This window comes from Methanohalophilus profundi (genome assembly GCF_004137855.1).
GTDB classification, from domain to species: domain Archaea; phylum Halobacteriota; class Methanosarcinia; order Methanosarcinales; family Methanosarcinaceae; genus Methanohalophilus; species Methanohalophilus profundi.
Genome location: NZ_QBKB01000002.1, coordinates 894,581 through 921,082, shown reverse-complemented (window position 1 = coordinate 921,082; position 26,502 = coordinate 894,581). Strand labels below are relative to the sequence as shown.

Sequence of the window (26,502 nt, the reverse complement as noted above, 5' to 3'; positions counted from 1 at the left end):
CATATCCAGGGTGTAAAATGCTTGAATCAGTCGGTGATTTCCACTCCGCCCCGTGTATCAAAGGCCAGGTATCCTTTAATGTTTGATGCTGCAGGTTTTGGTTGCGGGTAATACCACGCACCATCCTTCAGTGTGCTGTCTTCGAGAATAATATCGTAATAACTGGCCTTGCCTTTCCAGGGGCAGACAGTTACTGTATCGCTGTCTCTGAAATATTCCATATTGACCGATTCCGGCGGGAAATAATGATTTCCTTCCACTCTCTCGGTAACGTTACTATCTGCAAGTACGACTCCTTTATATTTTGCAACTGGCATATTAAATCCACTCCTCCTGGTAATATTGGATTAATTGATTTAAATAAATAATCATTGTGTAATGCAACAAGGGAAAAGATGAGACAAAACAGCCTCAAAACTCTCGTGGAAAAGGAAATCCCTGCAGACTTGATTGAATATATCCCTAATCGATTCGATGTGGTCGGTGACATTGCAATTGTCAGTATTCCTCCTGAACTGTGGGACTATTCTGAAATGATTGCAACAAAAGTTGTGTCTATGAGAGGTAATATCCGGACAGTTCTTAACAAAGTAAGCCGGGTCAAAGGCGATCATCGTGTTTCAGATTTTGATATTTTGCTGGGTGGCAGTACTGTAACTACACACGGAGAATTCAAATACCGTTATAGTTTGGACCTCTCGGAAGTATTTTTTAACCCCCGGCTGGGTTATGAGAGGCACAGGGTAACCTCCCTGGTTCTTCCCCGGGAAGATGTACTGGTTCCCTTTTGTGGGGTGGGTCCGTTTGTAATCCCTGCTGCTATAAGGGATGTACGTGTTTTTTGTATCGAAAAGAACCGGCATGCATGCCACTGGCTGGCCGAGAATATACGGTTGAATAACTTTAAGGGACATATCTATCCCATAAATGCGGATGCGGGGGATATTCCGGTTATTCTTGACATGAAGTTTGACAGACTCATAGTTCCTACTCCCTATGGGCAGGATCATTTCTTTTCTTTACTCTCCCCTCTTTTGAAAGAAGGCGGTATGATGCATTTCTATACTTTTCAGGTAGCAGAGGATATAGAAAAATCAAAACAAACCTTTCATGACGCAGGTTACGAAATAATTGGTGTGCGAAGGTGCGGGAATGTAGCATGTGGTGTCAGCAGATGGGTGTTTGACCTGAAAAAGAACTGGCTTGCAAAAAGGTAAGGTATAAGGATGGCTTCAAAGTAAGTTAAAATCGGTCTGTTATCATGTCACAAATGTCAATTCCAAAACCAACGATTGTATGCTCCAGAGTGGATGCTGCGAGTATGAACATAATGTCCCATCTTCTGGAAATGGATGAATGGGAAAAGCGATCCTTTGAGCCTCTTTATGAGGATATAACCAGTATATATGAATCCGGAAAGTTCCTGCTTGTAGAAGTTTCCATCCATCATATCTTTCAGGACGGCCTGGACGAAAAACTGGGAGAACTTGGATTTCTTCCTTCATGTTTCATTTTTGCTTCCAAACATAAAAAGTGATGATGGCCGTAAACTTCTTACCGCCCACTTTACAGGCAATCCTTCGGAGGCAAAATTCGGTGGCTATCCCGGAAAACTTTCCATTGCTTATTCTTCTGCCCTTAAACCTTTACTGATGCAGTTGCAGTCCTATTCTACAGGGATGGATTATGATGTGTCTATGGAATCCACACATCACGGCCCCACGGACCTGCAAATTCCTTCTATATATGCAGAGATTGGCAGTGGTCCCGCACAATGGGATGACAAAAGGGCCGCAGAAGCACTCTCCCGGGCCATACTTACCTTCAATCCCCGGAAGTTGCCAACAGCTCTGGGGTTTGGTGGTGGACATTATGCAGCCCGGCAATCAGAAATTGTTCTTAACAATAATGTGACCTTTGGTCATAATATTCCTTCCTACCAGCTGGAATTTGTTGATGAATCCCTTTTTACCCGGGCAGTGGATAAATCAGGTGCTGATTTTGTCTATATGGACAGAAAAGCCATTTCTTCTTCTGACAAAGAGCATCTGAATAATCTTGCCCGGCAAAATGGGCTGCTGGTTTTGAGGGAGAGTGATATTCAGCAGATTGGAAATATCCCCTGGACTATGTTCAAGAATGTTCTGGTACGCTCCAGGGATATAGAATCCACTACACCACCGTTATTTACAGATGTTCTCCGAAAAGTTCTGGAACATTCTTCACCTGATGTAGTCTCGGATCCAGTTGAGTTGGTCATAGATGAGAGATTGGTCCACTATACCTGGAAGAGTAATCCGGACGGTTTTCTGGATATGCTGCAGAAATTTCCGCTTGTATATCTGCAGAGGGACAACGGGACTTACAGGGGCTCTTTCCTGTTATTTGAAAAGAAAGATGCAGAAGACTTGCAGACTCAGATTATAGATGAATGCATTAAAATACTAAAAGAACATTATGAAATTGAGTATATTAGAGAGGACAATATATTGTATCTTACCTACCGGAAGTTCAATCCGATAAAAGCGGAGAGTATAGGTGTCCCCGGAGGACCTCTGTTTGGTAAACTTGCCAGGGGAATTCCTGTTGAGGTTGATGGAAATATTATCCATCCGGATATGGTTCATGAGACAATTACAAAAGATCTTGTCCTGAAAAATATGATTCGTTGAATTCATGATTATCTTTGTGCTCGTGGAGGAAATTGAGTATGAAATCCATTGTTGAAGAGGCATTAGCTCGCTCAGCAGACGAAAGACAAGTAAGTGCCGAAGAATCGGGACCGAAGGATGTCAATGCGGAGATCGAAGCGGTTTTGAAAGGTATGCATACCAATATTAAAGTTATTGGATGTGGCGGAGGAGGTTCGAACAGCGTCCAGAGGATGACAAATGAGGGGATTAAGGGAGCACAACTTGTAGCCCTCAATACTGATGCTCAACACCTCTTGAATGTTAGTTGTGATAATAAGATACTGATAGGCAAGAAAAAGACCCGTGGTCTGGGTGCTGGAAGTCTACCTCAAATTGGGGAGGATGCTGCACTTGAAAGTATTGATGAACTTACTGAAGTGGTCGATGGGACCGACATGGTATTCATCACAGCAGGGCTTGGTGGAGGTACCGGAACCGGTTCCGCAGCCGTTGTCGCAGAGGCTGCCAGGGATGCAGGTGCCCTTACAATCGCTGTTGTAACTCTGCCTTTTGCAGTAGAGGGAGAGGTGCGCCGTACCAATGCTGAAGCAGGACTGGAAAGACTCAGGGATGTTGCAGATACTGTAATTGTAGTACCCAATGACAAACTTCTGGAAGTGGTGCCACGTTTGCCTTTGCAGGCCGCATTCAAGGTTTCCGATGAAGTGTTAATGAGGGCTGTAAAGGGAATTACCGAACTGATTACCAAACCCGGTCTTGTTAACCTTGACTTTGCCGATGTACGTACCGTCATGCAGAACGGTGGCGTTGCCATGATCGGTCTGGGTGAGGCTGATGGTGATAGTAAGGCCAGTGAATCCGTACAGAAAGCATTACGCAGTCCGCTTCTTGATGTGGATATCTCCGGTGCAACATCTGCACTTGTCAATGTTGTCGGTGGTCAGGATATGACTGTTTCAGAAGCAGAAGGAGTAGTTCAGGAAGTATACAGCCGGATAGACCCCGGCGCAAGACTCATATGGGGTGCACAGGTCGATCCGGATCTGGAACACACAGTGCGCACAATGATAGTTGTGACTGGTGTCAAATCACCGCAAATATATGGCCCGGGCGGAGCAAAGAACGTTACAAGGAGATATGGAATAGACTTTGTGGGATGATTTCCTGCATTTTCTATTTTGGATATCATATTCCTCCAGTCGAAAGGTATTTTACATATAAGGTTATGTGAGTGGCGCTATAGTTTTATAGCATAATTTTACTTTAACTACTTCCATACCAATTATTCAACGTTTATCGGTTGTGGATATTTTGGCAGAGAACATATTAAAATCAGCAATGAACAATCGCAGTGTCAGCCAGATCCTGAAGTCCTATTACAGGGTGCTGAAACTTTCCAGAAAGCCTGCCCGGGAAGAGTTCCTCATGATCTCAAAAGTTACAGGTGCAGGGATTGTAGCAATCGGCTTTGTTGGCTTTGTGGTTTATATTTTGCTGACCGTATTGCCGACATGGGTGTAACTCTATGAGTGAAGATAGCGCTATATTCGTGATAAAGACGACTGCAAATCAAGAACGCTCAGTTGCCGGAATGCTGGCCAAAGTGGCCAAAAAGGACAATCTGGATATACGGGCTCTTCTTGCACCGGATGAGCTTAAGGGTTATGTACTTGTGGAATCTCCCAATTCAGGTGAGGTCGAACAGGCTATTCAGACAGTTCCCCACGCAAGGGCTGTTGTGAAGGGTCAATCGAGCATGGAAGAGATCATGCATTTTCTGACTCCCAAACCGACGGTCACAGGAATCACGGAAGGCGCGATCATAGAGGTTACTTCAGGTCCTTTCAAGGGAGAAAAAGCACGTGTCAAGCGTGTCGATGAAGGTCATGAAGAAATCACTGTCGAGCTTTTCGATGCTGTGGTACCTATCCCCATCACTATTCGTGGGGATACCGTGAGAATACTCCGCAAAGAAGAGGAGTAAAGCTAATTAAAAATAATTATTCAATCAAAATCAAAAGGTGATGATTTAATGTCAAGTGTTGTTGAAGCATTGGTTCCCGGCGGTAAAGCGAATCCGGGTCCACCACTGGGTCCGGCGCTCGGACCATTGGGTGTGAACATTAAGGAAGTTGTTGACACTATAAATGAAAAGACCAGTGATTACAATGGAATGCAGGTTCCTGTAAAGGTCATTGTGGGTGATGACAAAAGCGTGGAGATCGAAGTAGGTACTCCTCCAACAGCCGCCCTTGTCCTTCAGGAAGCCGGAATAGGCAAAGGTGCAGGTGAAGAAGGTAGCAGTGAAATTGTAGGAAATCTCAGTATCACTCAGCTTGCCAGGATAGCCCGTATGAAAAAGGACGACCTCCTTTCCTATGAAATGAAAGCAGGCATCAAGGAAATTCTCGGTACATGTGTGCCAATGGGAGTCACCGGTGAAGGAATGGATCCCCGGGATTGCCAGAAAGCAATTGATGAAGGTAAATTTGATGAGGCACTTGCCTCTGAAGCATGGTAACTCCATGCTTTTCATTTGACCGATAGGTTTAAAAATAATTGTCCTATATTGGTGAGCCCGTATAGATGACAATAAATCATTCCGTAGGAGGCCTTTGCGGCTGATGATCACTACGGGAGGTACAGTATGGTAGAAGAATCTATATTAAACACAGTCGAAAGGTTATTTGAGGAATCCCCACAGCGCAATTTTGCGGAAAGTGTGGAACTTGCCATCAATTTAAAAAACCTTGACATGAGCCAGCCCAAATATCGTGTGGATGAAGAAATTCTTCTCCCCAATGGCCTTGGCAAGGACCTTAAGATCGCTGTTTTTGCAAAGGGTGAAGTAGGCCTTCTGGCAAAAGAAGCGGGCTGTGACTATGTTTTCACCGAGGAAGATATTAATGACCTCGCAGATGACAAAAGTCGCGCACGTTCCATTGCTAATGAATGTGATTTCTTCATTGCCGAAGTGCAGTACATGCCACTTATCGGTAAAACCCTTGGTGCAATTCTCGGTCCCAGAGGTAAGATGCCTGTCCCACTTACGCCAGATAAAAAAGTGGCGGACATGATAAATTCCTCTAAGAATTCTATTCGCATTCGTTCCAAGGATAAACTCACTTTCCATGTTGCAGTGGGAAGAAGGGACATGGATGCAGAAAGAATAGCAGAGAACATTGAAATCATTGTGAACAGGGTTGAGTCTGTACTTGATAAAGGAAAACAGAATCTCAAGTCCATCTATGTTACAACCACAATGGGCAAATCTTTGAGGGTGGTATGATGGAAGAAGAGCTTCACCACAGTGAACATATCCCTCAATGGAAAAAACAGGAAATAGAGGATATAAAGGCTCTCATAGAAAAATATCCATTGTTTGGTATTGTAGGTGTGGGAGGTATCCCGGCCAAACAACTCCAGGCTATGAGACGTGAACTGAAAGATGTGGCAGTCCTCAAAGTATCCAGGAACTCTCTTGTCAGCAGGGCACTGGAAGGCTCCTCAAAAGATTGTTCTGAAATGATTGATTATCTTAATCAACAGTGTGCACTAATTTTCACCAATGAGAATCCTTTCAAACTCTATAAGTTGCTTGAGCAGAGCAAGACCCCTTCGCCAATAAAGGCAGGTGCGATTGCTCCTCAGGATATAAAGGTGGAAAAAGGTCCAACCAGTTTCCCGCCGGGTCCCATTCTCGGAGATCTCCAGAGTGCTGGAATCCCGGCATCAATCGATGGCGGTAAAGTTGTAGTCAGCGAAAACAAGGTTGTTACAGAAGAGGGTAATGTAGTATCCCAGAACCTTGCTTCAATGCTTGCAAGGCTTGAGATATTCCCTGTAGAAGTGGGACTTGACCTTCATGCAGTTTTCGAAGACGGTTCTATCTTTACTCCCGATGTACTGGCAGTTGATAATGATAAATACTTCTCCGATATTGCCGCAGCGTCCAGACAGGCGTTCAATCTGGCAGTCAATGTAGCATACCCAACAACCGCTACAATCAGTACTTTGATCTCCAAGGCATCTTCCGAAGCAATGAACCTTGGTATCAATGCAACAGTACTGGAACCAGAGATCATGGATTCCCTGCTTGGAAAAGCACATTCCCAGATGATTTCACTCGCAGCTGCTGTATCTGCAAACAATGAAGATGCAGTGGACGAGGATCTCAAATCCGTTCTGGGTGCAGCAGCACAAAGTGCAGCTGCAACAGTTGAGGAACAGCCTGCTGAGAAAGCAGCTGAGGAAGAAGTAGAAGAGGAAGAAGAGGATGCAGAAGAGGGCGGTATGGCCGGTCTTGGAGCACTTTTCGGATGAGATTTAAGATTAATTACAGGTGATTCACAATGGAATATATATATGCAGCACTTTTACTCCACAACGCTGGAAAAGATGTTACTGAAGATGCAGTAAAAGCTGTCCTTGAGGCAGCAGGTACCGATGTAGACGAAGCACGTGCAAAAGCTCTCATTGCAGCTCTTGAAGATGTAGACATCGAAGAAGCTATGAGCACCGCAGCAGTTGCAGCAGCCCCGGCAGCAGCACCGGCAGCAGCACCTGCTGAAGCTACAGAAGAGGCAGCGGAAGCTGAGGAAGAAGAGGAAGAAAAGGAATCAGAAGAGAGCGGCATGGCCGGTCTTGGTGCACTCTTTGGATAATTTTCTTACTTTGTCCGCCACGGCGGACACCTTTTTACTTTTTTAAAAAAACAGTCGATTTTATCTGTATTGACCAACAAGGTAGTGGTCAATGTCTCGTTTCTCAATTGTATCTGCCCTGCGTCCGATATGGCAAATGAAAATACGTAGGCGCCCCTATGTTCTGTCACACGGTATAACTTCCCGTTGCAATATGCAATGTCCTTTCTGTGAATACTGGAAAGAAGAAAAACCGGATATGTCATTTGAAGAGATTGCTCAAATGCTTGATGAGGCTGCAGATTTTGGTATAGGTGTCTACAATGCCTGGACAACGGAACCTCTGCTTCGAGAAGACCTTCCTGCTATCCTGGAACATGCTCATTCAAAAGGCATAATGACTTCTCTGGTAACCAACGGTCTGCTTCTGGAAAAACGCTTGCCGGAGCTTTCAAACCTTGATTTCCTTTCCATTTCCGTAGACGGGCTGGAAAGTTACAGGGAGATAAGGGGCATCGATATATCCCGCATCCTTCCCGGGATCAAGAAAAGTGTTGAAATAATGGAACGTCCTGTCCTGTTGAATTGTGTTATAAGCTCTAAAAACGTGGATGAACTAACCGATCTTGTGTACTTTGCAGCAGAGATTGGTGCCAGGATATCTTTTGAACCTCTGTATGAATTTGAAAATATCAAGGATGGTGTATGGGAGAACATGGAGGTCAAAGACCGTGAGGCATATCGCAGAGCTCTGGATTCACTGATAGAGATGAAATCACAGGGCTATCCGATTATTAATTCCCTTACCTATCTCAAAATGGTACGTGACAGAAAACCGTCTTTCAGATGCCACGCTCCTGATATTATCCTGAATGTGGGTTGTGACGGCATGGTGGAAACATGCAGGGTGCATCGCCAACCTCTTGCTGATATCAGGCAGGGTGTGGAAAATGCCTGGGGGGCAAGTAAAGCGAGCATGGCAAAAACCGTGAATGAATGCGATAAATGTCTTTTCTTCGGTTATGCTGAAAACAGCTTACTGTATGATTACAATCTGGAGGCGCTGCGTCATTATGAATGGATGTGATCATTTCTCTACCCAAATTTCCGGATGACCTGTAATATCCAGTCTTTGCGCAGCATTTCCACCATTGACAGCTATTTCCAGAAAGTCATGGCTGCCTGTAAGGACCAGCAATTCATTCTTCTGTACTTTACCATATGTCGGGGAATAAGACGCTACATTTCCCTGCACGAGTAACTTTTCTTCAGTTTTGCCGAAGTCTTCCAGCATCTTTGCCGGAATATTTGTTATTACATTTCCAAAACTGTCGATGTATAGGACTTTTCCATAAAGTTTATCCACAGCTGCATTGGCTTTTCCGAAACTAAGTTTTTCAAAGGTTTCTATGGGTTGGCCTATATCCTCTGCTTCATGGCCAGATGCCAGCAAACCGGCTGTAGGGGCGAATATATCCCTGCCATGGAAAGTATTGGATATCTTGTCCAGCATGGCTTTTTTTCCAATCTCGAAAACTTCAATATCGCCAATCCGTCGGGCAGCAGGGATAAGCAGTCCGTTATCCGGTCCAACAAAGTAATGATTTGCTGCGCGTACAATAATGGCTTTTCTGCTGGTACCCACTCCTGGGTCCACCACCGCCAGATGGATTGTACGTGAAGGGAAAAGTGTGTGGTGGTGTAAAGGGCAAAAGCCGCAGATAATATGTCTCCCTGTTTTATGTCATGTGTCAGGTCGATGAATGTCGGGTCCTCGCACATGTTCAGGATAACCGCTTTCATGGAGGCAGGATAGAGGTCCTTGAAATCTGTTGTAAGAGTAATGATTTTCATAACATTTTGTTTTGACAGGGAACTTATATGGATGTCGCCAGCGGGCTTTTTTTAAAAGATTTATATAGTAAATCATCTATGTATCGTCAATAAGCCGATGCTATTTAGTAAATCCTCATAAGATTGAAGGTACTATTATGGAAAGTTCTCAATTATTCTTGATTTTATTGGCAGTCTACTTAGCTGGACTGATCGGTATAGGCTGGTATTTTACCAAAAAACAAAACACAGTAACCGATTTCTGGCTTGCCGGCAGACGTATCGGGACGATTGGTGTAGGATTCTCCTCAGCAGCGTCCTGGTTGACGGCAGGAGGCCTGCTTGCAGTTATTGCATTCTTTATGCTGCAGGGAATGGGTTCGATATGGGGATTCGTGGCTCCCAACATTCTTGCTCTTCTGATAATTGCTATCTTTGTGAAGAAGATAAAGAATCTGCCCGCAATAACCCAGGCAGAATTACTTGAGCAACGTTACAGTGCGGCAATCAGGGCGCCGATAGGTATTATAATTACCATCGTCATGATCCTTTTTGCAGTGGCTGATATCAAAGGTTTTGCTCTGGTACTTGAGATATTCTATGGGTTTGATCCATTGTATGCAGCCCTGATTGTTGCTCTGGCAGTCTCTGTTTATGTGACTTTAGGTGGTCTCAGTGCGGTTGTCTGGACTGATGTAGTACAGTTCCTTTTCCTCTCTGTGTTCACGATAGTCATCGCAATTGTTGCTGTAGGAGCAGCTACAGGTGGTGCTGTTGATGCCCCTGCCAATGCAGGCGAGTTATTTTCCAATGTCTCTTCTGGCTGGTGGAACCCGCTGTCCGTTGGAATTCCGATGGTATTGATATTTTTGTTTGCAATCGTTCCCGGCTGGATCACCGAGCAGGATCCCTGGCAGAAAGTATGGGCTGCGCGTGATTCCAAATCCGCGCGTAATGGGCTGCTTCTGGGTTCCCTCCTGATAACAATTGTATTTGCAGGTTGTGCGGTAATTGCTATCGCTCTGAGTTCCATTTATCCGGAAATACCGGCTGCAGGTTTCCCTATGGGAATGGCTCAGGCAGAACCGGCATTGCTTGTTTTTGTGCTTGAAAACTTTTCCCCGCTCTTTATTGCCCTGAGTGCGATAGGTCTGGCTGCTGCTGCTATGTCCTGCACTGATACCTTTGCAACTTCCGGTGCATCCTGTGTGTCCCGTGATATCTATCAACGTTTCATTAAACCGGATGCCACCATGAAACAGATGCTTGCGATTAACAGGCTCAGTGTACTTTTCATAGTCCTTGCAGCTACTGTGGGTTCGTTTTTCATCACCAGTATCCTTGATGCTATTCATATAGCCACATATATTGCCAGTGCTTCCTACTTCTTCCCATTGATGGGAGGTCTTTACTGGAAGCGTGCTACCAAGGAAGGTGCCATGGCAGGCCTTATTGTAGGTGCAGTTGTCCAGATAAGCCTGATTGTGTATGATATTTACATGACAGCTCCAATGGCTCCTGCATATCTCCAGACGGTTCACCCGGTCCTGATGAACCACGGTGTTATTGCTGGTATGGGCCTTAGCGCAGTTGCCTTTTTCGGAGGATCCCTGCTTACGAAACCATCCAGTGCTGTCAATCTTGCTCCTTTCTTCAAGGAAGAGGCAAAGAACCTGGCAGCTGAAGCAGCGGTTACAGTTGAGGACGACGATCCCAAATTCCAGAAGTTCCTCAAGAGAATCGATGAGCAACTTGCCGGTGAGAGAGCACATCTGCATGTCAGGCTGGAAAGTTCGGCTTCCGTGAACTGGCACAGGTTTGTTGAATCCCTGCGGTCTTCCTATGTTGCCTGGGTAACTCCTACCGGTGTAGATTCAGTATATCGTCTTGTGCAGGCGGACATGCTTTCCTGCGTATCCATAACACGTGGTACCACAGATAAAGAGATCTGGTTTGCCTCGGAACCTCCTGCATCGGAAATGGGTGTTCAGAAGAAGGAACTCTATGTAGCCTATAACGAGGTTGCTGCAGCTCTTGAAAGTATGGGTGTTTTCCTTACGGTAGTCGAAGAATGAGTGAAGGGGCAATCCCTTCCTTTCTTGGACACCGATAACTTTTTTAAATAACCGATCGGTGGATTGTATAATGCAAAAACAAGTGGTAGTTCTATTTCTGATACTCACTTCAGCCATCTATCTTAGTGGTTGCATCGATGACATGATACCTGTTGATGAAACCGCTGAAACAACCAATGCATCGGAGTATACACTGGACCCGTTCATTGCTAATGATTCATGTGAGTGTGGAATTAATACGACTACTTTCTACCTTTTCCCCGATTCGCCTGTAAAAGCTGTTTATGTACTTGAGAATGTAGATCGTCTTGAGATAGTTCCCCTGGAAGATATTACAAATCCAGGTTCTGATGTCCTTTCAAACATTGTAATTGTGGCCAAACCGGGAGGAAATAACGGTAATCCCGCTGCAACAGTCAGACAGTTGTCTACCTCAGATACAACGGATTCAATAGACTATACCCTTTCTGAAGAATCCGAGTCCGGGCAGACTAAACAGGTAATTTCTTTCAATCAAAGTCTTACAGGGTTTGTGGCCTATACAATGGAAGTACCTATGGGACAGGATTTCATGTATGTGCCATCACACCTTTCCACTGTAAGGGTGGTCCTTCCAGAAGGGTATACAACAGGTAACCAGTTTATCGGGAAGGTTGAGCCAGCACCCGATTACAGGTACTTCGATGAACAGGGCAGGGAAGTACTTGTCTGGAATAATCTGCGTCAGAATACTTCTTCATCATTGTCTTCTCTGGCAAAAGGTTTCTTGCCTTCCGACGAAGAAGAGGAAGAAGAAATTAAGTTTAAGACTCTTCATCTCAAATTTTATTCAGAAGATGCACCCCGTAACCTGCTGATCGGTACATCAATACTTTGTGCAGGCGTGCTTCTGGTCATCGGGAATTTCCTGAGAAATCGTAGAAAACTGAATGAAACAATACGGATTGCAGAAGAAGGCTGGGAAAAGACAAAAAACGTTGAATGTCATATTACAAACTGCATTCCGTCGTATCCCATTGGGAATTTCTGTGCTGCGATAGAATGGGGTTTGAAAAAGTGGCTTATATGGGTAAAAACAACTTTTTTTGCCTTTATTTTTTGGGCAAGTTCCAGTGCGTCCTTTGCATCCATATGTTTTTTGATATGCAACACATCTGAATCCGGTACAATTGCATCGGCGATTAAAAGGTCTGGACTGTCAATCATTTCAAGACTTTTTTGTGGGATTTCCTTTTCGCAATCTCCCGTGAAGACCACTTTTTTACCATCTTCCTCTATAAGTACACCTACCGGATTGCTCACCGGCCTGTGCTTGACTTCAAAAAGAGTAATCCTAAGCCCGATAATTTCAAAGGTCTCATTGATTTTAACGTTGTTTCTCCTGGGTTTCAAAAAAGCCAGATATTCCAGGATGTAGTCAAGAGTTTCAGCAAGGCCGTATACATCTACTTTTCTTTGCACCCTGTGGAATTCCCCAAAACCGGTAAAATGATCATAATGGCCGTGGGTCCATATCACTCCGTCCACGTGCTTTATATTGTGTTCAAGCAATTGCTGGCGCAGGTCTGGCCCGGTGTCCAGCAAAATTTTCCCTTCCTTGGATTCTACAAGGATAGAACATCTGAGACGGTTGCTTTTCCCGCCCTTTTGTCCATCCTGGCAGGTGGGACAACTACAACCGATGACCGGTGTACCGGGAGCATCTCCTGTGCCCAGTAATGTCACTTTCACTTAAGACACCCTGTCATACTGCTGGAGGTACCTCTCGGATTTTATATGTGAACGACTGTTGAATGATTCCACCGCATCCAGAAGGTCCTTGTTATTGAGTTCCCGACGCTCTTCAAGCAGTGCATCCAGAACACCCTCCCGGATTACCACTCTTAAGTCGGACCCACTGTAACCTTCTGTAATTTCGGCAATCGATGCAGTGTCAAAGTCTCCCTTGATATGCCTTGTGACAATGTCAAGGATATTTTTCCTCATGTCGTAATCCGGAAGGGGGAATTCAAGTATTTCATCAAATCTCCTCCATGCAGCTGAATCCAGCATGTGAGGATGGTTGGTAGCAGCGATCAGGAGTACTCCGTCCCTTGTTAGGCTTATTTCATCTATTGCCTTGAGAAGGGTGTTGACAGCTCTTTTCAGGGCCGCATGTTCATCCGAGGTCCGGGTTTTTGCAATAAAATCGAATTCATCCACAAAAAGAATGCAGGGATTGAGTTTTTTTGCCAGTTCAAATACCCTGTCAATGTTCTTTGCTGTTTCACCAAGATACTGGTCTGTAATCATGGATAATTTAACTTCAACAAAAGGAATGGATAACATTTCGGATAGCGCTCTTGCAACTGATGTTTTCCCTGTACCCGGGGGACCAACCAGCAATACCTTGCCCACATCGTACAGCCCAATTTCCTTCAGGTAATCCCGAAACTTGATGGCTTTGACAATTTTGTCAACTTCGGATTCCTGTTTTTTTGTGAGGATTAGTTCGGACATGCCCTGCTGTATATCCTCCGGGGCCAGGAGCTGTGCCAGTTTGAGCATATCTTCCCCGCCTTCTTCCTCCATTACCTCGGCTTTGAGGGATTCTATCCATTCCCTGTCTACTTCCTTGGGTTTGGTGCTGTCACGTGCTTTACTGTAGCTGACTCCTTCTTTTTCAGCTTTCTCATAGTAATAGGCCAGTGCAGGGTTTTCTTCAATGCGACTGGAAGTGTCCTGTTTTTCGAACCAGCTAATGGCCATATCAAGAGAGGTTAATTTGATCTTGTAACCAACTTCATCGATTTCTACGAAGGGAAGACCCTTTAAGGCTTTTTTAGGTTCACTTTCTCCATACAGTTTATTCACGTCAGTGAGGGATACATGAATGGGTCGGGGTACTCCTTTGGCCTCTTTTTTCCAGTAGTGCTTCCTTATAGGTTTTGGAAGGTCGTTGACATCCAATTCTTGGTTCTGGTTGTATATCTGGGCCGTCAACAAAAGTTCTATTATATCAAGTGTATTGTCGGACATTTTGATACCTTACATCCAGGATTTTTATTTAGGGCTGGTTGAAAATGGTTTGTCTGAACCACCCTATTATGTATTTTCCCTAAATATAACTTATGCTACCCTGTTTGCATGTTTTCGTTCAGGCAAGTTTCAGGTATCCTTTGCCGGGAGTGTAGATATCTCCTGAATTTTTCAGTTTATCAAGGGTTTTTTCGATTTTTTCCCTCTCAAAACCTGCATCTTCAGCCATTTGGAATAGCTGTCTGATCTGAATTTTTTCCTGGTTCTCAAGAGCATTCATGATATATTTAGAAGGATTTGCAGATTTTTTTTGAGTAGGCGGACTTGGCTGGAGCTGATCAACGCTTGCATCTGATATCTGACTGACTTTTTTTGAATCGAATCCCTGTATCTGTGCCTGAAGAGCTGTTCGTGACGCTATTGCTTCATCGAGTATCTCTGTCCTGTGGAATTTCCTCAATTTACGAAACTGCAAGGTTGCACCACATCTCTGGCATTTTATGTTTTTTTGGCCCCGGTCTTCTACAACCTGGCATTGCAAGCGGCATTTGGTGCAGACAATTACGGCATAGGCTACCATGTAAACACTCCCTCATTTACCATAGCGGCGTTTCCTTTTCTGGAAATCCCTGATGATACGCAAAAAATCAATCCTTCTGAAATGGTTCCAGTTAATATCGGTGAAATACAGTTCTGAATAGACGGATTGCCATATAAGGAAATCTGAAAGATGTCTCCCCCCCGAGCGTATTATCAAATCCGGTTCTCCTTCTATTGTCAGATGGGATTCCAGGATATTTTCATCAATATCTTCCGGTTCTATGTTTCCTTTTTCTACATCACAGAGAATTGTCCTGACAGAAGAGGTAATCTCTTTTTTTCCTCCATATCCCAGTACAAAAATGATGCTGGGGTCTTTTCCGGGTTTTGTGAGTAATGTACTGCCGTCTTCTCCATATACGTCATAGCCTGTTTCAGGGGGTAGTTTGGCGCATATTCTTTCAATAACCTGTACCAATCTGTAAATCATCTTGCTTTTGAGATCGGCTTTTTCATCCAGAATATCCACATTAAAATAGATTTTCTTGATGCCAAACTCCTGGCACCAGTTTATGAATTGGAGTGTTTTTTGGCTACTATTCTTTTGGAGTAGATCTGTTTCAGGCAGGACTATTGCAAGGGAGGAAGGTGGATTTTGATGTTCCTGTTGTATTTTTTTCAGGAGATGTTTTTCGTACAATTTATGTAGCAATCCAAAGCCCTCCTTCTGAGATCTCATTTGGCGGTTGAGACTATCTTTATAACATCTCCGTCCTTGAGTTCGTATTTGTCTCCGAGTCTCATTCGGCTACGCCCGTCTACAGCATATAGGAAACGGTCCCCAATGTCGGTATGCACCTTGTATGCAAGTTCATGCGCAGTGGATCCTTTTTTGACCAGGTAGGCATCAGGAAGCATGCGACCTTTTTTGTCGGTCCAGTGCCCTTCATCTTCTACAGGGTAGACTACAATTAGGTCGAGCTGGTCAAAGACTGCCCTGTTGATGCATTCCTGTACTCCACATCCATGGGGTTTGCGGGATACCACGAAATTTTTAAGCTTTTCCAGTCCCTTTATCTGTTTTTCACTCAGGTCGCTTTCCTCTATGGCAAAGTCCTCATCACCTGGTTTGTAATCAATTGCTCCGGTACTGGCCGCATTTCGGATGGCCAATTCTGCGGCAGCACTTGTGGGTACGACTATCATCTCAAGTTTTTCAAGGTTGTCTACATTTTCCGGTGGGGCTACATCCAGTTTGTTCGCGGCGATGATGACAGGTTTGCTGAGCAGTCGGATGTACTCGCAGAGCTGGCACATATCTTCATCTTCCCATTTGATATATTCACGTTTGTCGAGCTGGCCTATTGCTATGTTCACATGTGCTTCACAGACCCCAGCTCCCATGAGCTGGTTTGCGATTGCTTCCTCTACCTTTAGATTCTCTGCTTTTATTTTGCGTGCCAGGCGTTCCCAGTTGCGACACAGGATACCTTTCATCCACATGGTTATTTCCCGGTTGAGGAAATCGATGTCTTCCAGGGGATCATGGCTGGCGATGTCGCCCGGATTTCCTTCTATATCTGTGGCTCCGGAGGCGTCAATTACGTGAATTATTGCCTGGGCTTGGCTCAGTTCGTCCAGAAAGGCATTTCCCAGCCCGCGGCCCTGATGGGCATCTGGCACAAGACCGGCCACATCGATGATCTCGATTGGTACAAAGCGTATCCCGTCTTCACAGTTACCACATCTCTTGTCCCGCTCGATGCACGGGCAGGTTGTGCGAACGTAGGTAATCCCGCGATTGGCATCAATGGTGGTGAAGGGGTAATTGGCTATATCCACCTCTGCCATGGTTGCGGCTTTGAAGAATGTTGATTTGCCTGCATTTGGCTTTCCTGCAAGGCCTATAGTCATTGTCATGCTCTATCAATCACATGCTTGATGGATTTAACTTTTGTTGGTGGTTTAACGCTTTACCACCAAACATTTATATTCGAGAAGATAATTAGGAAGCCAAGTCAATGAGTGTCCCGGTAGGGTAGCGGATATCCTTGGGGCCTGCGGAGCCTTAGACCTGAGTTCAAGTCTCAGTCGGGACGTACATTGTACTTTTCGGAGGCACTTTTTCCGTGTGGAGTTAATTAAAACCCCGCGGTGGTGCCTCTTATGAGTATCTTTTTTTGTTGTCATTTCTACTAATATTCTAATTAATAATTTTATAATTCTATATTTCTTGCTTGTCCTTATAACCAAAAATTGACGTTGGTTTTATTATTAGTTCTCACTTTATCGTTTGAAGGTTGTGGAAACATCTTACTTGCAGGGAATGTAGGACTAAGGTCTGATATCCATGCAGTTGTCCTTTAACTATTTTTATTTATTTTTAAATAGCAGTTTTTCATCCGCAGTTCTTAGTCTTTATATAGGAGCAGTCTGAATTTATTATATAGTATATCTATATTGCTATATATGAAGGAGGTTTGTATGTATATGAGAGGGAAGGTAATTTTAATTCTATTTATATCACTTTTTTGTCTCTCTGGTATTGCCTGTGCAACTGAAATGAACCATAGTTTTCTTGAAGGACCCTACGATAGTGGGCCTGAGGTGACGGAGGAATGTATCGGTTGCCATGAACCACAGGCAAAGGACATGCTCAATTCAACCCATTGGTTATGGACCAGTTGCGGTGATTGTGAATGTGGGGAGATAGAAGCTTATAAAGATATGGGTAAAAGAACGGTTATAAATAATTTCTGTGTGGCCATTGCGTCCAATGAACCACGATGTACTTCGTGTCATGCCGGTTATGGCTGGGAAGACGACACTTTTGATTTTAACAATGCATCAAACATCGATTGTCTGGTGTGCCATGATAATACAGGCACATATAAGAAGATTCCAACAGGCGCAGGTGCCGTGGACACTTCCGTTGATCTTGCAGAGGTCGCTCAAAGTGTAGGTTCTCCCACCAGGGATACATGTGGAGGTAACTGCCATTTCTATGGTGGGGGCGGAGATAATGTGAAACATGGTGACATGTCTTCTGCACTCAGTGAGCCATCTCCAGAATTAGATGTGCACATGGGCCTTCTGGATTTCAAATGCCAGAATTGCCATGAAACAAGCGACCATAATGTAGCCGGACGATTTGCCGGACTGCCAGATAGTGAATGTCGCGTGCAATGTTCCGACTGTCACGGCCAGACTCCTCATGCTGGTGAATATAAGGAACGTCTGGACGGCCACGTTGATGCAATCGCCTGCCAGACATGCCATATTCCTCAATATGCACGTGAAGTACCTACCAAGATGTACTGGGATTGGTCTCAGGCAGGACAGGATATTGATCCTGTACCAACGGATGAATATGGTAAAGCTACCTATCACAAGAAAAAGGGTTCCTTTGTTTGGGAAAAGAATGTGACACCAAGTTATGCCTGGTACAATGGGTCTTCAACTCTCTATAAGTTGGGAGATACAATCAACACTGATGGAGTGACTGTCATGAATGCGCCTCTGGGTTCAAGGGATGATGCAGATTCACAGATTTATCCCTTCAAGATTCACAGGGCAAAACAAATCAGTGACGCCGAGTATAACTACCTGATAGTACCTGATTTGTTTGGTGGCGAAAATTCCTATTGGGCCACATATGATTGGGATAAGGCCGCAGCTTCTGGAATGGAGTATGTAGATATGCCTTATAGTGGTGAATATGAATTCGTGGAAACATCCCTTTATGAGAGCATTAACCATGAGGTTCCACCAGCTGAGCACTCTCTTGATTGTAGTGATTGTCACCTCGAGACAAGTATGATGGATTTCGAAACTCTTGGTTATGAAGGAGATCCAATGCTTGTAGGAGAGCGTTTTTCTGAAGAGGTTGAAGATGTAAGGCAATCTGTGGAGCAGGAAGCACCCGAAGCTGGAGAAGAATCATCCGAAGGTGTGCCAGGGTTTGGCATTTTCCTGGGGATAGGCATGCTTCTTGTTGTAAGCATTCTCTGGGGTCGCCGCTGATTTGACCCCTCCCTTTTTATAGGATACTACTTTATCTGTGCCTGTTCACTGTAAATATCCTGCTCTTTTTCTCCTTCGTTCAAGCAACGTTTATATAGAAGTTCAATCATCTAGAATGAACAGGTTGAGAGTACATAGTGCTCTTTTCTTGATGCAATTTACTGGATCATAATTATATAAGGAGGTCAAATTTTGGCAGGACAGCCGATATACATTTTAGCAGATGGAAGTCAGGTAACAAGGGGCAGAGATGCCCAGAGCAATAACATTATGGCAGGCAAGGCAGTTGCTAACGCAGTCCGTACTACCCTTGGTCCCAAGGGCATGGACAAGATGCTTGTGGATTCAATGGGTGATGTGGTAATCACCAATGATGGCGCAACCATTCTCAAGGAAATGGACATTGAACACCCCACAGCCAAAATGATCGTTGAGGTGGCCAAGACCCAGGATGATGAAGTCGGAGACGGTACGACCACAGCAGCCGTACTGGCCGGTGAGTTCCTTTCCAAGGCAGAGGAACTTCTCAAAAAAGGTGTACACCCCACTATTATTGCATCAGGTTACAGGCAGGCATCCAAAAAGGCGATTGAAATCGTAAAAGATTCAAGTATAGATATTTCCCGTGATGATACTGAATCTCTCAAAAAAGTGGCAAATACCGCAATAACCGGCAAAGGTGCCGAATCTCACAAGGAAATGCTTTCAGAGCTTACCGTTGAAGCCGTATCTCTCATAGGAGAAGAAACGGATGATGGCTATGTTGCAGATGTAAGTGACATTAAGATAGAAAAACAGGCTGGCGAAAGTGTCGGTGAATCCAAGTTGGTAAAAGGTCTCGTCCTTGATAAATCCCGCACACATCCCAACATGCCCGAAAAGATCGAGGATGCAAAGATCCTTGTCCTCAGTATCCCGATTGAATTCAAAAAGACCGAAATGGATGCCGAGATCAAGATATCTTCCCCGGACCAGATGCAGATGTTTTTGGACCAGGAAGAAAAGATGGTCAAGCAGATGACCGACAAGATTCTGAATTCCGGTGCAAATGTTGTATTCTGCCAGAAGGGAATCGATGATCTTGCACAATACTACCTTGAAAAGGCTGGCGTCTATGCCGCCAAGAGGCTCAAAAAGAGCGATCTGGATCGTATCTGTGAAGCTACCGGTGCAACCAATATTCAGGATATCGATGAAATTGCTGCCGATGACCTGGGTTCTGCAGAACTTGTAGATGAACGTGATATAAAAGGCAACAAGATGACCTATGTCACAGGATGCAGGGAAAAGAAAGCTGTTTCAATAATCCTTCATGGTGGTACCCAGCACGTTGTAGATTCTCTCCAGCATGCAGTTGACGATGCTCTTCACGTAGTCGCTGTGGCTCTGGAAGACGGCAAGGTCGTCGTAGGTGGCGGAGCTTGTGAAGTAGAACTTTCCATGCGTCTTGGTGAATATGCATCTTCCCTCAGTGGCAGGGAACAGCTTGCAGTTGCCAAATTCGCAGAAGCATTTGAAGTAATTCCTGAGACCCTTGCTGAAAACTCTGGCTATGACCCAATAAACAAACTTGTTGAACTGCGTTCCAAGCACGAAGAAGGCAACAAGAGAATGGGGCTTAATGTATATACCGGTGAAATTGTTGACATGTGGGAAAACGATGTAATCGAACCACTCCGTGCCAAGACACAGGCAATTAACGCCGGAACAGAAGCAGCTGTCATGGTTCTTAGAATTGATGACGTTGTTGCAGCATCCCCTCACTCCAATCAGGCAGCACCTGAAATGCCTGATATGGACATGGATATGTAAGATAAGGTGGATTATACCACCTTCTATTTTTTTTAATGTGATTTATTTTCAGGGTAAAATTTAAAAACATTGTTAACCACTTATGGGATATGGTTAACAACAATCATTTATCAGATTCTCCTGTCAGGAAAATGGTCTATGCTGCCCTTTTTGCTTCCATGACTGCGGTAGGTGCTTACATCAGTATCCCGGTGGGGATGGTGCCTGTTACCCTGCAGACATTATTTGTAATTCTTGCAGGGGCGGTGTTGGGTGCTCGGTGGGGCATGCTGAGTATGTTCATCTATGTTTTGCTCGGGATTGTCGGTTTGCCTGTATTTTCAGGGGGCAGCTCCGGACTTGGTGTGCTGGCTGGTCCCACAGGGGGCTATATCATAGGGTTTATTCTGGCGGCTCTTGTAATTGGTTACCTCTTTGAGAATTTCCAGAACAGGTCCATTGCCGGTATGGTTGCCATATTCCTTGTCGGTATGATTGCTATCTACGTTCCCGGCTACTTCCAGCTGATGTATGTGGCATCCCTGGGGGTGCAGGAAACATTTGCATTAGGTGTTGCTCCCTTTATTCCGGGAGTTGCCATCAAGATTGCAGCGGCGACCATTATTTATCGCTATCTTAAGACGGAATCTTTGGTATGATAGAGATTAAGGATTTAAGTTTTGGTTTCAAGGAAAATCAACGTGCTCTTGACAGCATTAGTGTGTCGATTGACAGCGGTGAGTTCGTTGCTATAGTGGGTGGTAATGGTAGTGGTAAGTCTACCTTTGTCAGGCATATGAATGGTTTACTGCTGCCGGATGAAGGTATGGTGAAAGTGTGGAATATGGACACACGCACGATCTCCAATCTAACTGCTATACGCAGGAAAATTGGTATGGTTTTCCAGAACCCTCTCACCCAGTTCGTAGGTGCCACTGTAGAGGAAGATGTGGCGTTTGGTCTTGAAAACCTGGCCTGCCCTTCGTCATTAATCCGCAACAAAACGGATTATTCACTTGCAGAGCTGGGGATATCCCATCTGGCCGGCAAATCTCCTTTGCAACTAAGTGGAGGACAGATGCAACTTGCAGCCCTTGCAGGTGTCCTTGTCATGGAGCCTGAATGTGTGATATTTGACGAAGTAACATCCATGCTGGATCCTTTCTCAAAACAACAGGTGCTTGCAACAATTGCAAGACTTCATGAAAAGGGCAAGACGATAATAATGGTCACCCACAACCTGGAGGAAGTGCATCTGGCAGGAAGGGTTATAGCTTTTGAAAAGGGGAGAATTGTTTATGATGGCAAATCCTCTTTGTTTTTTGATTCCCCTGCTGTGTCAAACCCCGGTATTTCAATTCCTCCTCTTACTGAACTTGCCCTGTGGCTGCGGGAGAATGGTCTGAAGGAGATCGATGTTTCAAACCCTGATGTTAATACACTGGAGGAATCTATCTGGCAATTGAAGTCAAGAATTTGAATTTTTCATACGGGCAAAATATAGTCTTACAAAATGTATCCATGTGCATAAAACCCGGTGAAATCGTGGGCATGACGGGGCCTGTAGGTGCGGGTAAATCAACCTTGTTGCGTCTGCTTGTTGGTCTGCTAGAACCGGACAGTGGTATTGTGCAAATTGATGGTTATCCATCTCGTGCTAAAAAAGTAAAGGAAATGGTAGGTGTCCTGTTTCAGCATTCTTCCAGGCAACTCTTTGAAAAAACGGTTTATGATGATATTGCTTTTGGTCCTTCAAATTTTGGTTTTGATAGAAGGGATATTGAAAGACAGGTGAACAAGGCAGTAAATATAGTGGGTTTGGATAAATCCCTCCTTGAAGTATCTCCCTTCGGGATTAGTGGAGGGGAACAGAAACTGGTGTCTTTGGCAGGAATAATTGCCCAGTCTCCCAGATATATGGTGCTCGATGAACCTCTTGCAGGGCTTGATACAAAAGGAAAAACGCGCCTCCCTCATATTATACAGACCTTGCAGAATATGGGAGTAGGAATCATCGTTATTTCTCATCATCTTGATAAACTGCTTGAAGTAGCTCCGCGAATTATCTACCTGCGGGATGGAATAATTTGTTTTGATGGCCAAAGACAGCAGTACCTTTTGGATGATAGTCTTCCTCTACCGCCTATAACCGCTTTGATGAAGAGGCTGCATGCAAGAGGTTTACCAGTGAACCCGGCTACGTTTACAGTGGAAAGTGCAATCAAGCAATTGGAAAAATTAGAAATCGGAGATGTGGATGACGCCTGATTATTTTTTGAGTTTTGTTCCCGGAGATTCCTTCTTGCACAAGCTTGACCCCCGCACAAAACTAATAGCTACGATGCTGATCAGCATTTTGATCTTCAGGTTGCATCTTACAGGTCTGGTCCTGCTATTTGCATTATTCATGGTTTTGTACTATCTTTCGTCTGTGCGGATTGCACTGCTGCGAAACCTTCGTCCAATTGCCCCCTTCTTAATATTAATTTTTATATTCCAGCTATTTCTGATACCCGGGAATAGTTTCATGGATATGTATGGTTTTTCTGCTACATCAGCAGGCCTTTTTGAGGGCCTGAGGATTGTAGGGCGTTTTGTTCTTTTAATACAATTTGCCTCCCTGTTGACAGCTACGACTTCTCCTGCTCACATGACGGCGGGAATTGAAAGGCTACTTCGTCCTCTGCCGGGTAAGATCTTAGGAGTGACTTCGTTTGAAATTGCCACCATGATGTCCCTATCCATCCATTTGGTTCCTGTTTTGAACAGGTTTCTGAGAGAAGTGTATCAGGCACAGCTGTGCAGGGGTCTGGGAAGGCAAAAAAGGATTTCAGGATTGGTCTCACTGGCGATACCTTTGCTCAGGGGGGCCTTCAGGATGATGGATGATATAGCTATGGGAATGGAAAGCAGATGTTATCAGGGCAACTACAGGACATCCCTTTTTGAGTTAAAAATGGTAAAATATGACTGGATGGCCCTTATGTTGGTTTTTGTATTGTTGCTTGGCTTCTGGAATTTGAATATCACTCTTTTGCCCTCTTATCAGATATAATGCGGGCAATTCTTTCCTTAAATTCATCTACAACAATATCTGCATCATCCATATCTGGTTTATCTTCTGTCCAGTGATTGGATTTAAGGGGGATCGGTATGATTTTTTCCTTTTCTTTTTCGGAAACAGGTGATTTTTCCCACTAAAAATCCTCTTTTTTATTCATGCCCCGTCCCTCACTTTGTTAAATGGTTTGCAGCTTTATCTATATATAGACAAAGATTTATACATTTTGGCAGGTTATTTCTTCTTTTAAATATTTGGCTGCTTTTCTATACCTCTTATCTCTATTTTCGTTATCATGAGCCATTATTTAGAATGTTCACACCGATAGGATAATGCGGTATCTTTATGTAGCCGTGAATTTATGGAACCTTTTATAACTCAATTTAGCCGATTTGTACATATAAATTGCTAATATATTGGAGGTGTTCCGGCATGGTATACAGTTTGGGAATAGATGCTGGAGGAACTTATACTGATTCTGTTCTTCTGGATGATGACACTGATAGTATTCTTGATTCAAATAAAGCACTTACAACATATCCCGATCCTCTGGATGGGATAAAAAACTCAATTGATGGTCTCGACCAGGAAAAACTCAAGAAAGTAAAGATAGTTTCCGTATCAACAACCCTTTCTACAAACACGATCCTTGAAGGAACGGGTTTCCCCGTTGGTTTGTTTTTGATCGGAAATTATGATCTCAAGGAAAAACTTCCGACTCCTCATTATGTAAAAGTTGCCGGTGGTCATACCTATAATGGCGGAGAGAAAGAACCCCTGGATGAGGAAGCAGTCAGGGAATTTGCGGTGAAAATAAAGGACAAGGTTGCAGCTTTTGCAATCTCTTCCTTTTTCAGTATTCGTAACCCTGATCATGAAATCCGGGCCAAGCAGATAATCCGCGAGGCTACAGGTCTTCCAGTGGTATGCGCACACGAGCTTTCTCAGGATCTTGGTGCCTTTGAAAGAGCAACAACTGCCTTTTTCAATGCTCAGCTATTGCCCATCACAGAAAGATTCATGTCCACTGTGGAAAAGGATGTAACTTCCAGAGGAATCAGTCCGAAGATATTCATGCTCAAATGCGATGGCTCTGTTATAGGTATCAAAAGTGCACTGGAAAAGCCTATTGAATCTATTTTCTCGGGACCTGCGGGAAGTCTTGTAGGAGCTTCCTTTTTGACAGGAAACGATTCATGCGCAGTTATTGATGTGGGAGGTACAAGTACCGATATATCCGTTATAAAGGATGGCGTTCCTGAAATGAGTGAGATGGGAGCGGTTGTCGGTGGATGGAAGACCCGTGTCAAGGCTATTAAGATGGAAACCTCAGCAATGGGTGGTGACAGTCACATATGGGTAAAGGACGGTAAATTGAATATTGGACCGCGACGTGTAATTCCCCTTTGCAGGGCAGCGGATCTCTATCCTGATTTCCTGGAACTTCTCAAGATCAATCCCATGCCAACCAAAACTTTGATCGGCATGAATTTCCAGCCCACGACCTTTTTTACACGTACTGAATATGAAGCAATGGGCCTTAATGACCTGGAGCAGGAATTGCTTGATTCCGTCTCTAGTAGTCCTACTTCTCTGCGGGAGTTACGCAGTCGTATGGGCCGGTATCCCTCAACCCGGATTCTGGATAGTCTTATTCAGAAAAGGCTTGTGCAGTGTATTGGTTTTACTTCCACGGATGCTCTGCATGTACTTGGCGATTATACCGCCCGCAATGTGGAGGCAGCTGAGGTAGGTGCTGAATATCTGGGTTCCCTGTGTAAGAGAACCGGGGAGGAATTTGCCAGATATGTCAAGGAAACCTTTGCCAAGAATATGGCCTCAGACCTGATTTCCTTTTTCCTGGAAGGTATTCCAAGGGAGGAGATTCGTAAAATATTCGATATCGATTGTCCTACAAAGTTTAAGGTTGATATCCCGGTTGTTCTTATCGGTGGGCCCGTGGTTGCTTATAAGGATATACTTGGAAGTATTCTGGATGCCGAGATTATTGTTCCAAAATATTCAGATGTCGGTAATGCCACAGGTGCCCTAGCAGCCAAAGGTGTAAGGAGGGTTGATTTCCTTATAAGACCTGCTTCCATGGCAGCTCCTGATTGGGAATACTATGTATTTTCTGAAAAAGGGCGACAGAGTTTCTATGAATATAAAGATGCTATAAAATACGCCAGGGAAACAGGACAATCCATGGTCATGCAATACATGGAAGACGCCGGCTTGGACCCGGATCATGTGGAAATTGACGTCAAGAAGGATGAGATTGTGCCGGAAGGTTGGGATTTCCCAATGGAAACCAAAATCAGGATTATGGGAGTTGGTACCCGCCTGATAGACGAAGAGGCCTGAAAAGGTCTCTCTTTTTCTTCTTCAGAAGGTTGATATATTATTGGATACTACCCTTTTGTCGGGGGTATATCTATGCATTTTTGCAAAGATAAAAATGAGAAATTGAACAGGGAATGCTTTTTGGTCGCAATTCTTGTTTTGATCGTTATCTTCCTTTTGGGATTTGTAATATTTAAACTGGTGATCAAGCCTATGCTCGGTGGTTTCTGAGAGGTACACTCTCACTTGTTCATTTTTTCCCTTTCCAGGTTCAATACCCTGCGGATTACCAGTTTTTCTTTCCCAGGCCCGCATCGGGGTTTTCAGGATAGTTCTCCTTTACATATTCATAGAGTTCGGCAGACGTCATTTTTTCAAGTTTGTCCTTGAGTTTAAGCAATTCTTCCATCTTTCTCCTCCTGTCGTTTTTTTGTGAGAAATTCTAGTTTTTATATTTATTCCTTATGGTGTTTGCATTCCGGACAGAAATCATTATGAATTGCAAGTTACATGTAGGTATC

The 26,502-nt window shown here is 44.2% G+C and carries 26 protein-coding genes, 1 tRNA gene and 3 pseudogenes; 21 read left to right on the top strand and 9 right to left on the bottom strand.

Annotated features, from left to right (window positions below; translation table 11 throughout):
• Positions 1 to 26: 26 nt before the first annotated feature.
• The gene (locus C9889_RS04865; RefSeq protein WP_129597620.1) at positions 27 to 317 is read right to left on the bottom strand and encodes a DUF427 domain-containing protein; all 291 of its coding nucleotides are present in this window, start codon (positions 315 to 317) and stop codon (positions 27 to 29) included.
• A gap of 78 nt (positions 318 to 395) precedes the next feature.
• On the opposite strand from C9889_RS04865, the gene C9889_RS04860 reads away from it, so the two are divergent.
• The 11 genes from C9889_RS04860 to C9889_RS04810 all read left to right on the top strand — a co-directional run bounded on the left by C9889_RS04860 (position 396) and on the right by C9889_RS04810 (position 8,384).
• On the top strand, positions 396 to 1,217 hold the full coding sequence (locus tag C9889_RS04860) for a class I SAM-dependent methyltransferase (RefSeq protein WP_129597618.1): 822 nt from the start codon (positions 396 to 398) through the stop codon (positions 1,215 to 1,217).
• 44 nt (positions 1,218 to 1,261) lie between these two features.
• Entirely contained in the window at positions 1,262 to 1,537 is a 276-nt protein-coding gene (locus C9889_RS04855; protein ID WP_164999282.1) for a hypothetical protein, read from the top strand.
• Positions 1,515 to 2,672: a D-aminoacyl-tRNA deacylase gene (locus C9889_RS04850; protein ID WP_164999281.1), complete on the top strand. Its 1,158-nt coding sequence runs from the start codon at positions 1,515 to 1,517 to the stop codon at positions 2,670 to 2,672. The genes C9889_RS04855 and C9889_RS04850 overlap by 23 nt, the downstream gene beginning before the upstream one ends.
• 38 nt (positions 2,673 to 2,710) lie before the next feature.
• Positions 2,711 to 3,814: a cell division protein FtsZ gene (ftsZ, locus tag C9889_RS04845; protein ID WP_129597612.1), complete on the top strand. Its 1,104-nt coding sequence runs from the start codon at positions 2,711 to 2,713 to the stop codon at positions 3,812 to 3,814.
• A gap of 163 nt (positions 3,815 to 3,977) precedes the next feature.
• Positions 3,978 to 4,175 carry a protein translocase SEC61 complex subunit gamma gene (locus C9889_RS04840; RefSeq protein ID WP_394342249.1) on the top strand — a complete coding sequence of 66 codons (198 nt, stop codon included), beginning with the start codon at positions 3,978 to 3,980 and terminating at the stop codon, positions 4,173 to 4,175.
• 4 nt (positions 4,176 to 4,179) lie between these two features.
• Entirely contained in the window at positions 4,180 to 4,638 is a 459-nt protein-coding gene (locus C9889_RS04835; RefSeq protein ID WP_129597608.1) for a transcription elongation factor Spt5, read from the top strand.
• A 48-nt stretch (positions 4,639 to 4,686) separates the two neighbouring features.
• Positions 4,687 to 5,175, top strand: coding sequence for a 50S ribosomal protein L11 (locus C9889_RS04830; RefSeq protein ID WP_129597606.1), 489 nt, complete (start codon positions 4,687 to 4,689; stop codon positions 5,173 to 5,175).
• Between the two features lie 126 nt (positions 5,176 to 5,301).
• The gene (locus C9889_RS04825) at positions 5,302 to 5,943 is read left to right on the top strand and encodes a 50S ribosomal protein L1 (RefSeq protein ID WP_129597604.1); all 642 of its coding nucleotides are present in this window, start codon (positions 5,302 to 5,304) and stop codon (positions 5,941 to 5,943) included.
• Positions 5,943 to 6,977: a 50S ribosomal protein L10 gene (locus tag C9889_RS04820; protein WP_129599416.1), complete on the top strand. Its 1,035-nt coding sequence runs from the start codon at positions 5,943 to 5,945 to the stop codon at positions 6,975 to 6,977. Before C9889_RS04825 ends, C9889_RS04820 begins: the two co-directional genes overlap by 1 nt.
• Before the next feature lie 29 nt (positions 6,978 to 7,006).
• Positions 7,007 to 7,318: a 50S ribosomal protein P1 gene (gene rpl12p, locus C9889_RS04815; protein WP_129597602.1), complete on the top strand. Its 312-nt coding sequence runs from the start codon at positions 7,007 to 7,009 to the stop codon at positions 7,316 to 7,318.
• Positions 7,319 to 7,409: 91 nt separating this feature from the next.
• Positions 7,410 to 8,384: a radical SAM protein gene (locus tag C9889_RS04810; protein WP_129597600.1), complete on the top strand. Its 975-nt coding sequence runs from the start codon at positions 7,410 to 7,412 to the stop codon at positions 8,382 to 8,384.
• On the opposite strand, the gene C9889_RS11160 is transcribed toward C9889_RS04810, so the two are convergent.
• A complete protein-coding gene (locus C9889_RS11160; RefSeq protein ID WP_318531589.1) occupies positions 8,385 to 8,591 on the bottom strand; it encodes an SAM hydroxide adenosyltransferase in 207 nt (68 codons plus the stop codon).
• Between the two features lie 183 nt (positions 8,592 to 8,774).
• Positions 8,775 to 9,100 (bottom strand): annotated as a pseudogene (locus C9889_RS11155) (SAM-dependent chlorinase/fluorinase); the annotation flags it as partial.
• Between the two features lie 188 nt (positions 9,101 to 9,288).
• On the opposite strand from C9889_RS11155, the gene C9889_RS04800 reads away from it, so the two are divergent.
• Together C9889_RS04800 and C9889_RS10365 are read left to right on the top strand one after the other, a co-directional pair.
• Positions 9,289 to 11,205, top strand: coding sequence for a sodium:solute symporter family protein (locus C9889_RS04800; RefSeq protein ID WP_129597598.1), 1,917 nt, complete (start codon positions 9,289 to 9,291; stop codon positions 11,203 to 11,205).
• A gap of 70 nt (positions 11,206 to 11,275) precedes the next feature.
• Positions 11,276 to 11,923, top strand: a pseudogene (locus C9889_RS10365) (DUF5803 family protein); the annotation flags it as partial.
• A 266-nt stretch (positions 11,924 to 12,189) separates the two neighbouring features.
• Here C9889_RS10365 and C9889_RS04795 read toward each other — a convergent pair.
• The 5 genes from C9889_RS04795 to C9889_RS04775 all read right to left on the bottom strand — a co-directional run bounded on the left by C9889_RS04795 (position 12,190) and on the right by C9889_RS04775 (position 16,683).
• Positions 12,190 to 12,936: an MBL fold metallo-hydrolase gene (locus C9889_RS04795; RefSeq protein WP_129597596.1), complete on the bottom strand. Its 747-nt coding sequence runs from the start codon at positions 12,934 to 12,936 to the stop codon at positions 12,190 to 12,192.
• Entirely contained in the window at positions 12,937 to 14,223 is a 1,287-nt protein-coding gene (locus C9889_RS04790) for an ATP-binding protein (protein WP_129597594.1), read from the bottom strand. It abuts the gene before it with no gap.
• 118 nt (positions 14,224 to 14,341) lie between these two features.
• Positions 14,342 to 14,803 carry a DUF5817 domain-containing protein gene (locus C9889_RS04785; RefSeq protein ID WP_129597592.1) on the bottom strand — a complete coding sequence of 154 codons (462 nt, stop codon included), beginning with the start codon at positions 14,801 to 14,803 and terminating at the stop codon, positions 14,342 to 14,344.
• Positions 14,804 to 14,815: 12 nt separating this feature from the next.
• Positions 14,816 to 15,475: an undecaprenyl diphosphate synthase family protein gene (locus C9889_RS04780; protein ID WP_164999280.1), complete on the bottom strand. Its 660-nt coding sequence runs from the start codon at positions 15,473 to 15,475 to the stop codon at positions 14,816 to 14,818.
• 23 nt (positions 15,476 to 15,498) lie between these two features.
• The gene (locus tag C9889_RS04775) at positions 15,499 to 16,683 is read right to left on the bottom strand and encodes a redox-regulated ATPase YchF (RefSeq protein ID WP_129597588.1); all 1,185 of its coding nucleotides are present in this window, start codon (positions 16,681 to 16,683) and stop codon (positions 15,499 to 15,501) included.
• Positions 16,684 to 16,790: 107 nt separating this feature from the next.
• Between C9889_RS04775 and C9889_RS04770 the strand changes: the two genes are divergently transcribed.
• The 8 genes and pseudogenes from C9889_RS04770 to C9889_RS04735 all read left to right on the top strand — a co-directional run bounded on the left by C9889_RS04770 (position 16,791) and on the right by C9889_RS04735 (position 26,002).
• Positions 16,791 to 16,862: transfer RNA gene (locus C9889_RS04770), tRNA-Arg, on the top strand.
• A gap of 463 nt (positions 16,863 to 17,325) precedes the next feature.
• Positions 17,326 to 18,786, top strand: coding sequence for a tetrathionate reductase family octaheme c-type cytochrome (locus C9889_RS04765; protein ID WP_225419989.1), 1,461 nt, complete (start codon positions 17,326 to 17,328; stop codon positions 18,784 to 18,786).
• 192 nt (positions 18,787 to 18,978) lie between these two features.
• Positions 18,979 to 20,598 carry a thermosome subunit alpha gene (gene thsA, locus C9889_RS04760; protein WP_129597586.1) on the top strand — a complete coding sequence of 540 codons (1,620 nt, stop codon included), beginning with the start codon at positions 18,979 to 18,981 and terminating at the stop codon, positions 20,596 to 20,598.
• Between the two features lie 89 nt (positions 20,599 to 20,687).
• A complete protein-coding gene (locus C9889_RS04755; RefSeq protein WP_129597584.1) occupies positions 20,688 to 21,236 on the top strand; it encodes a biotin transporter BioY in 549 nt (182 codons plus the stop codon).
• Positions 21,233 to 22,057, top strand: coding sequence for an ATP-binding cassette domain-containing protein (locus C9889_RS04750; RefSeq protein ID WP_129597582.1), 825 nt, complete (start codon positions 21,233 to 21,235; stop codon positions 22,055 to 22,057). Before C9889_RS04755 ends, C9889_RS04750 begins: the two co-directional genes overlap by 4 nt.
• Before the next feature lie 38 nt (positions 22,058 to 22,095).
• Positions 22,096 to 22,845: pseudogene (locus C9889_RS04745) on the top strand (ATP-binding cassette domain-containing protein); the annotation flags it as partial.
• A gap of 34 nt (positions 22,846 to 22,879) precedes the next feature.
• Positions 22,880 to 23,632 carry an energy-coupling factor transporter transmembrane component T family protein gene (locus C9889_RS04740; RefSeq protein WP_164999279.1) on the top strand — a complete coding sequence of 251 codons (753 nt, stop codon included), beginning with the start codon at positions 22,880 to 22,882 and terminating at the stop codon, positions 23,630 to 23,632.
• Positions 23,633 to 24,070: 438 nt separating this feature from the next.
• Complete coding sequence (locus C9889_RS04735) at positions 24,071 to 26,002, top strand: hydantoinase/oxoprolinase family protein (RefSeq protein WP_129597577.1); 1,932 nt, start codon at positions 24,071 to 24,073, stop codon at positions 26,000 to 26,002.
• 265 nt (positions 26,003 to 26,267) lie between these two features.
• Here the strand turns inward: C9889_RS04735 and C9889_RS10745 are convergent, their stop codons facing one another.
• Positions 26,268 to 26,390: a hypothetical protein gene (locus tag C9889_RS10745; protein WP_263853973.1), complete on the bottom strand. Its 123-nt coding sequence runs from the start codon at positions 26,388 to 26,390 to the stop codon at positions 26,268 to 26,270.
• Positions 26,391 to 26,502: the final 112 nt, after the last annotated feature.

Coding starts and splice junctions, on each gene's coding strand:
- C9889_RS04865 (WP_129597620.1), bottom strand. CDS start 317: ATGCCAGTTGCAAAATATAAAGGAGTCGTACTTGCAGATAGTAACGTT.
- C9889_RS04860 (WP_129597618.1), top strand. CDS start 396: ATGAGACAAAACAGCCTCAAAACTCTCGTGGAAAAGGAAATCCCTGCA.
- C9889_RS04855 (WP_164999282.1), top strand. CDS start 1,262: ATGTCACAAATGTCAATTCCAAAACCAACGATTGTATGCTCCAGAGTG.
- ftsZ (WP_129597612.1), top strand. CDS start 2,711: ATGAAATCCATTGTTGAAGAGGCATTAGCTCGCTCAGCAGACGAAAGA.
- C9889_RS04835 (WP_129597608.1), top strand. CDS start 4,180: ATGAGTGAAGATAGCGCTATATTCGTGATAAAGACGACTGCAAATCAA.
- C9889_RS04830 (WP_129597606.1), top strand. CDS start 4,687: ATGTCAAGTGTTGTTGAAGCATTGGTTCCCGGCGGTAAAGCGAATCCG.
- C9889_RS04825 (WP_129597604.1), top strand. CDS start 5,302: ATGGTAGAAGAATCTATATTAAACACAGTCGAAAGGTTATTTGAGGAA.
- C9889_RS04820 (WP_129599416.1), top strand. CDS start 5,943: ATGGAAGAAGAGCTTCACCACAGTGAACATATCCCTCAATGGAAAAAA.
- rpl12p (WP_129597602.1), top strand. CDS start 7,007: ATGGAATATATATATGCAGCACTTTTACTCCACAACGCTGGAAAAGAT.
- C9889_RS04810 (WP_129597600.1), top strand. CDS start 7,410: ATGTCTCGTTTCTCAATTGTATCTGCCCTGCGTCCGATATGGCAAATG.
- C9889_RS11160 (WP_318531589.1), bottom strand. CDS start 8,591: ATGCTGGAAGACTTCGGCAAAACTGAAGAAAAGTTACTCGTGCAGGGA.
- C9889_RS04800 (WP_129597598.1), top strand. CDS start 9,289: ATGGAAAGTTCTCAATTATTCTTGATTTTATTGGCAGTCTACTTAGCT.
- C9889_RS04790 (WP_129597594.1), bottom strand. CDS start 14,223: ATGTCCGACAATACACTTGATATAATAGAACTTTTGTTGACGGCCCAG.
- C9889_RS04785 (WP_129597592.1), bottom strand. CDS start 14,803: ATGGTAGCCTATGCCGTAATTGTCTGCACCAAATGCCGCTTGCAATGC.
- C9889_RS04775 (WP_129597588.1), bottom strand. CDS start 16,683: ATGACAATGACTATAGGCCTTGCAGGAAAGCCAAATGCAGGCAAATCA.
- C9889_RS04765 (WP_225419989.1), top strand. CDS start 17,326: ATGAACCATAGTTTTCTTGAAGGACCCTACGATAGTGGGCCTGAGGTG.
- C9889_RS04755 (WP_129597584.1), top strand. CDS start 20,688: ATGGTTAACAACAATCATTTATCAGATTCTCCTGTCAGGAAAATGGTC.
- C9889_RS04750 (WP_129597582.1), top strand. CDS start 21,233: ATGATAGAGATTAAGGATTTAAGTTTTGGTTTCAAGGAAAATCAACGT.
- C9889_RS04735 (WP_129597577.1), top strand. CDS start 24,071: ATGGTATACAGTTTGGGAATAGATGCTGGAGGAACTTATACTGATTCT.
- C9889_RS10745 (WP_263853973.1), bottom strand. CDS start 26,390: ATGGAAGAATTGCTTAAACTCAAGGACAAACTTGAAAAAATGACGTCT.